The sequence below is a fragment of the Bacteroides sp. 2201st1_D9_2201SCRN_220225 genome (genome assembly GCF_040928965.1).
Taxonomy (GTDB): Bacteria; Bacteroidota; Bacteroidia; order Bacteroidales; family Bacteroidaceae; genus Bacteroides; species Bacteroides stercoris.
The window spans coordinates 20,624-27,199 of the sequence record NZ_JBCODG010000065.1; the positions used below are offsets into that span (position 1 = coordinate 20,624).

Below are 6,576 nucleotides of genomic sequence, written 5' to 3' on the forward strand. Positions count from 1 at the left end.
TTAATATTGCATTAATGTTACATTATAAAATGTTGATTTCATGAATATTATTAATAATGGGAATTCATTTTTGCTGTTAAAATACCGCCTTACTTTTGCTGCCGGAATCAAAAACAAGATAGATGTCATGAATGCGATAATCGGTAAAAAAGAACTCACAGTTTCCAATAAGAATTTATCTGATGCCTTATTCATTCTTTGGGCGGGTGGAGCTGCTTTGCTCTCTTATTCTTTGGTGTATGCATTGCGTAAACCATTTACAGCGGCTACGTTTGACGGACTCGATTTTTTCGGTATGGACTATAAGACTGCAACCAGCATTGTACAGATATCCGGCTATTTTATTTCCAAACTGATAGGTATCAAGGTCATTTCCGAGTTGAAGAAGGAAAACCGCTTGAAGTTCATTATCCTGTCAGTGGCGGTTGCCGAACTTTCCCTTGTACTTTTCGGAGCGCTTCCGCAACCGTTCAATGTATTTGCCCTGTTTTTCAACGGGCTTTCCTTAGGGTGTATGTGGGGAGTGATTTTCAGTTTTCTGGAAGGGCGTCGTGTCACGGATTTACTGGCAAGTCTTATGGGGTTGAGTATCGCTATCAGTTCGGGGACCGCAAAGTCGATTGGACTTTTTGTGATGGATAATTTGCATATCAGTGAATTCTGGATGCCCGCTTTCATCGGTGCGTTTGCTTTTCCGCTGTTGTCGTTTCTGGGATGGCTGATGACACGGATGCCGCAACCCACGCAAGCAGATAAAGAACTGCGCACGGAAAGGGTTGCCCTGGACAGTAAGGCACGTTTAAGTCTGTTCAAGAACTTTATGCCTGTGCTGGTAATGTTGTTCTTTGCCAATCTGTTCGTTACGGTATTGCAGGATATCAAGGAAGATTTTCTGGTGAAGATACTCGATGTCGATGCGGCGGGACTCTCGTCATGGGCGTTTGCCAAGGTGGATGCAACGGTTACATTGATAATTCTGTGTATGTTCGGGCTGATGTCCGCAGTACGGAGCAACATAAAGGTGTTGTGTATGCTGTTGGGGCTGGTCACTTGCGGTACGGCTACGTTGAGTTTTCTGGCTTTCAATTATTCTGCCTTGCAATTGCAGCCCATGACATGGCTGTTCCTTCAAAGCTTGTCGCTCTACACGGTCTACCTTAGTTTCCAGACACTCTTTTTCGAGCGTTTCATCGCTTGTTTCAAGATAAAAGGGAATGTGGGCTTTTTCATTATAACACTGGATTTCATCGGTTATACAGGTACAGTGGTGGTGCTGATATTCAAGGAGTTCTTTAATCCTGCTGTCAACTGGCTGGACTTTTACAATCTGATGTCCGGTTATGTGGGTATAGCATGCAGTGTAGCTTTTATAGGTTCGGCAGTTTATCTGATACAGCGTTATCGTCGTGAGAAATATGCGGAAGTTTCCGGTGAAGAACTCGATACTCCCCACCCGGCGGGTGGTTTATCCGGTAAGCGTGTTGCATTGGAACTTCTTCCGGATATGGCAAAATAAACGGATAGGGAAATAACTCAAAGATATAAATTATGAAGAAAATTGAATGTATTATTATGGATTGGGCAGGTACGGCAGTCGATTACGGCTGTTTCGCTCCGGTTGCCGCTTTCATTGAGAGTTTTAATGTGATAGGCACTCCGGTAACGGCTGCTGAAACGCGTGCCCACATGGGACTGACCAAAGTAGAGGAAATACGCGCCTTGTTCAATATAGACCGCGTAAGAAACGAGTTTCAGGAGAAATACGGACGCCCGTATGCCGAGGAAGATATATTGGCGCGCTATGCAGACTTTCAGCGTGTGTTGTTTGCCTCTCTGGAAGATTATGCAACACCTATTCCCGGTGTGGTTGAAACGATATCGGGATTGCGTGCGCAAGGAATTAAGATAGGCTCCACTACCGGCTATACCCGTGCGATGATGGATGTAGTGTTGCCGGCTGCCGCAGCCCGCGGATATGTGGTTGATAATTGTGTCACGCCCGACGGACTTCCCGCAGGACGGCCTGCTCCTTATATGATTTATAAGAATATGACGGAACTTGCCGTTCCCTCGGTGGACTGTGTTGTGAAGGTAGGCGACACGATTGCCGACATCAAAGAAGGAGTGAATGCCAAAGTGTGGACGGTGGGCGTAGTGCTTGGCAGTAACGAACTGGGTCTTACCCTGGATGAAGTGAATGCTTTGTCTGCTACCGAACTGGAGCTCCGCAAACAGGATGTCCGCAACCGTATGCTGGCTGCCGGAGCTCATTATACAGTAGACTCCATTGAAGAACTTCCTGCCGTAATAGATAATATTAATAACTTTAAACTATCAAGAATATGAGACCTTACATTTTATTGACTCCCGGACCTCTTACTACTTCCGAAACCGTAAAAGAAGCCATGCTCACAGATTGGTGTACATGGGATGCGGATTATAATGTGCATATCGTAGAGGAAATACGCAAATCCCTCGTTGCACTCGCTACAAAGCAAACCGATGAATATACTTCCGTTCTTCTGCAAGGCAGTGGAACCTATTGTGTGGAAGCCGTTATAGGAAGTACCGTTAAGCCGGGTGATAAACTGCTGATTTTGAGCAATGGAGCTTATGGTGACCGTATGGGAAATATCGCTGAGTATCACGGTATCAACTATGATATGCTGGCCTTTGACGAAACGGAGCAGGTGTCCGTCAGCTATGTAGACGATTATCTGGCACATAATGCGGAGATTACGCATGTATCGGTGGTACATTGCGAAACCACTACCGGCGTGCTGAACCCGTTGAAGGAGATAGCCCACATCGTAAAGATGCACGGAAAGAAGCTGATTGTAGATGCTATGAGCAGCTTTGGCGGAGTGCCTTTGGATGTAGAGGAACTGGGTATTGATTTTCTTATCAGCAGCGCCAATAAATGTATTCAGGGTGTACCGGGATTCGGTTTTATCATCGCCCGCAAGTCGGAACTGATGCGCTGCAAGGGTGTTTCCAAATCTCTTTCGCTCGATATTTACGATCAGTGGGAAACGATGGAAAAAGGACATGGAAAGTGGCGTTTCACATCGCCTACCCATGTGGTGAGAGCCTTTAAACAGGCTATGGATGAATTGGCTGAAGAAGGAGGGGTAGAGGCACGTCATCAAAGATACTGTAAAAATCATGAGGTATTGGTAGATGGTATGCGCTCACTCGGCTTCAAGACTCTGTTGCCTGACGCTATACAGTCTCCCGTCATAACTTCTTTCCTTTATCCGAATGCGGATTTTGATTTTAAATCGTTCTATGCACAGCTCAAGGAAAGGGGATTCGTGATTTATCCCGGCAAGATTTCGCAGGCGGACACATTCCGTATTGGCAATATCGGAGATGTGTATCCGGAGGATTTCAGCAAGTTGATAGAGGTAATCAAAGAATGTAAGTATTGATGAACGTTTCGGGAAAACTATGGTTTCTCGGACATATATTGAGGTACTCTAAGTCATATTCTCAGAGTACCTCAGTTGTATCCTCAGGGTATCCCGATTGTACCTTCAAGGTACTTCAGCCGTACACTTAGGCATTCCCCTGCCCGGAAAACGTTGTGGGGTACAACAATTATCGGGGGAGAATCGTTGTAGACGTAAGAAAAAATTATATCTTTGTTCGTGGTGTCAGGTATTCATGAAGATGTTGAACCCGATTACGAACTTAAATGTATCTTTATGAAACGATTCTTCCTTTTTGCTGCCGCGGCTGTGTGCATGGTGCTTGCGGGATGTAACGGGCAGCAAGGTCATACCCCGTCTTCTGTTGCGCAGGTATCGGAACCTGCCGATACTGTTGTGCCCGTAGTGGAAGTGCCTTTCAGAGAGAAATTGCTGACGGCAGCCGATGTGACGCTTACCAAAGATTTGCTTTACGATACATATACGCTGGAAGATACCTATCCGTACAAGGATACCGTGCGTTCTTTCAAATGGGATGTAATCCGCAATTGTCTGGCTTATATAGAGAATATGCAGCGGGACAGTGTGAAGTGGGTGGTATTGCAGAATTATAAGAATCTGAATCGGGAAGCCCCTTTGGTGCGTAAGTTCGTGCGTAATGCCTATCGCCGTGTGGCGGATACGCTTGGGGTGGAGCGTTATCAGTCCGTTCCCTTGTATTTGCCGGGAGATACGTTGGTGCCCGAACGTTATGGCAGGGATGGGACGTTGGCTTACCTGCTGGGTGAGGAAGGCGGTTTCAGCCGTATTCTTCCTATTACGCTGGAAGATGAGTGGCTGGTTCCCCGCCGTTATTTGAAGCTGCTGGCGGACAGCACTGTCTTTAATCATGTTATTTTCGTAGACCGTCTTGACCAGAATATCGCTACGTTGGAGCGTATGGATAAAGGTGAATGGAAAATCCGCAGCATGAATCCCGCAACGACAGGACGGCATGCACCGCCTTATGCACAGGAAACGCCGCTGGGCATGTATTTACTGCAACAGAAGAAATCGCGCATGATCTTTCTGAAAGACGGCTCTGCGGCAACGGGCGGATATGCGCCTTATGCCAGCCGTTTTACCAACGGAGCCTATATTCATGGAGTACCGGTGAATGTTCCGCGCACAGCCATGATTGAGTATAGCTGGTCGCTGGGTACTACGCCGCGTTCGCACATGTGTGTGCGAAATGCTACTTCACATGCTAAGTTTGTATTTGACTGGGCGCCGACGGAGCGTTCTTTAGTAGTTGTTATCGAATGATTACTTTCTTTTTTAACTATCTGTATGATAGTCGTATGGGTGGAAAGTGCTAACTTTGCCGCCGGTATTTTTCAGGTCGGATAGTTATGTTGAGATTTTGCCTCTCTTTTTTATTTATGTTTTTTCCCTGTTTCCTGTTTTTGGGAAACAGACCTGCTACCTGCATGACGGATAAGCCGGATGTTTCGTTGGCGGCAGAATCGGCAGCATGTGCCGATTTGTATCGTTCCATGCAATTGGAAGGGGTAGTGAGTTGGAAAGCTTTCCGCCAGGCAGTAACGGGCTATCATAAAATAGCAGGCCGTAAACGGGATGTACTGACTCTGATTGATTTTTCACGTCCTTCTACCGAGAAGCGTCTTTTCGTATTCGATATGAAGCAGCGCAGGCTGCTTTTCTCATCGGTCGTCTCGCACGGAAAAAACAGCGGCGACAAGTATGCCACTTCGTTTTCCAATGAATACGGATCTTATAAAAGTTCGCTGGGATTCTATCTGACAGAAACAACCTATCAAGGCAGGAACGGATATTCCCTCATCCTGAACGGATTGGAAAAAGGTATTAACGACCGTGCCCGCGAGCGTGCCATTGTGGTACATGGAGCTGCTTATGCCGATCCTTCGGTTGCAAGCAGGGGAGGGCGTTTGGGACGGAGTTTCGGCTGTCCGGCTGTTCCGCAAAAACTCAGCCGCCCTATTATCGACGCCATTAAAGGGGGAAGCGTGATGTATATCTATGCCGAGGCTCCCGACTATCTGGCTCACAGCTCCGTACTGAAGAAAACGACCGGGTTGTAAGCGACTCTTTATTCACGCTCCGTGTTTTTCGTATCTTTTGATATGTATCAATTTTCCTCAGCATTTCTTTTACTAATTTTGCGTCGAGTTTCGGGGATTAGATTGTATGGCAACATCAAGAGAAATGACGGAAGGACGGGCTCTTCCGCTCATATTTAATTTCACTTTGCCTTTATTGTTGGGTAATTTGCTGCAACAGACCTATTCGTTGGTGGACGCTGCAATTGTCGGTAAATTTTTAGGGATAAATGCACTGGCTTCTGTCGGCGCGAGTACATCAGTCATATTCCTGATACTCGGTTTCTGCAACGGATGTTGCGGAGGATTCGGCATTCCGGTGGCACAGAAGTTCGGAGCGAGGGATTATATTACAATGCGCCGTTATGTGGCGGTCAGCTTGCAACTGGCTGCGGTGATGTCGGTGGTGCTTGCCGTGGTAACAAGCATCTGTTGTGCAGATATTTTGCGCATGATGCGTACGCCGGACAATATCTTCACCGGAGCTTATTATTATTTGCTTGTAACTTTTATAGGTGTCCCCTGTACCTTCTTCTATAATTTGTTGTCCAGCATTATACGTGCTTTGGGTGATAGCAAGACGCCGTTCTGGTTTCTGCTCTTTTCCACCGTCCTGAATATTCTGCTTGACTTGTTTTGCATCCTTGTTTTGGACTGGGGTGTGGCGGGAGCGGCAATCGCTACTGTCTTTTCTCAAGGAGTATCGGCAGTGCTTTGCTACATCTATATGATGAAACGTTTTGAAATTCTGAGAACTACTCCTGCCGAACGTAAATTCGACAGTGCGTTGGCACGGACGCTGATGTATATCGGAGTGCCTATGGGATTGCAGTTTTCCATTACCGCTATCGGCAGTATTATGCTGCAGAGTGCCAACAATGCGTTGGGCACGGCATGTGTAGCGGCTTTTACGGCTGCCATGCGTATCAAGATGTTCTTTATGTGTCCCTTCGAGAGCTTGGGTATGGCGATGGCCACTTATAGCGGACAAAACTACGGTGCAGGCAAGCCCGGACGTATATGGC

6 protein-coding genes are annotated in these 6,576 nt (G+C 46.7%); all 6 read left to right on the forward strand.

The genetic code is table 11. From position 1 onward, the window contains the following. Nucleotides 1-40 precede the first annotated feature (40 nt). Complete coding sequence (locus tag AB5903_RS17490) at nt 41-1,516, forward strand: DUF5690 family protein (RefSeq protein ID WP_005654534.1); 1,476 nt, start codon at nt 41-43, stop codon at nt 1,514-1,516. Nucleotides 1,517-1,548: 32 nt separating this feature from the next. Continuing rightward, nucleotides 1,549-2,346 (forward strand): phosphonoacetaldehyde hydrolase, encoded by a 798-nt coding sequence (gene phnX / locus AB5903_RS17495; protein ID WP_272710954.1) that lies wholly within the window; start codon nt 1,549-1,551, stop codon nt 2,344-2,346. Next, nucleotides 2,343-3,431 carry a 2-aminoethylphosphonate--pyruvate transaminase gene (locus tag AB5903_RS17500; RefSeq protein ID WP_272709297.1) on the forward strand — a complete coding sequence of 363 codons (1,089 nt, stop codon included), beginning with the start codon at nt 2,343-2,345 and terminating at the stop codon, nt 3,429-3,431. The genes phnX and AB5903_RS17500 overlap by 4 nt, the downstream gene beginning before the upstream one ends. 276 nt (nt 3,432-3,707) lie before the next feature. Beyond that, the gene (locus AB5903_RS17505; RefSeq protein ID WP_040315784.1) at nt 3,708-4,736 is read left to right on the forward strand and encodes a L,D-transpeptidase; all 1,029 of its coding nucleotides are present in this window, start codon (nt 3,708-3,710) and stop codon (nt 4,734-4,736) included. 86 nt (nt 4,737-4,822) lie between these two features. Then, entirely contained in the window at nt 4,823-5,533 is a 711-nt protein-coding gene (locus AB5903_RS17510) for a murein L,D-transpeptidase catalytic domain family protein (RefSeq protein WP_165438830.1), read from the forward strand. A gap of 106 nt (nt 5,534-5,639) precedes the next feature. Further along, nucleotides 5,640-6,576 (forward strand): MATE family efflux transporter (locus AB5903_RS17515; protein WP_368118079.1); only part of this gene is annotated, 937 nt, incomplete at its 3' end.

What these genes read in the sequence shown, in the direction of transcription:
- AB5903_RS17490 (WP_005654534.1), top strand. Translation starts at nt 41, where the DNA reads ATGAATATTATTAATAATGGGAATTCATTTTTGCTGTTAAAATACCGC.
- phnX (WP_272710954.1), top strand. Translation starts at nt 1,549, where the DNA reads ATGAAGAAAATTGAATGTATTATTATGGATTGGGCAGGTACGGCAGTC.
- AB5903_RS17500 (WP_272709297.1), top strand. Translation starts at nt 2,343, where the DNA reads ATGAGACCTTACATTTTATTGACTCCCGGACCTCTTACTACTTCCGAA.
- AB5903_RS17505 (WP_040315784.1), top strand. Translation starts at nt 3,708, where the DNA reads ATGAAACGATTCTTCCTTTTTGCTGCCGCGGCTGTGTGCATGGTGCTT.
- AB5903_RS17510 (WP_165438830.1), top strand. Translation starts at nt 4,823, where the DNA reads ATGTTGAGATTTTGCCTCTCTTTTTTATTTATGTTTTTTCCCTGTTTC.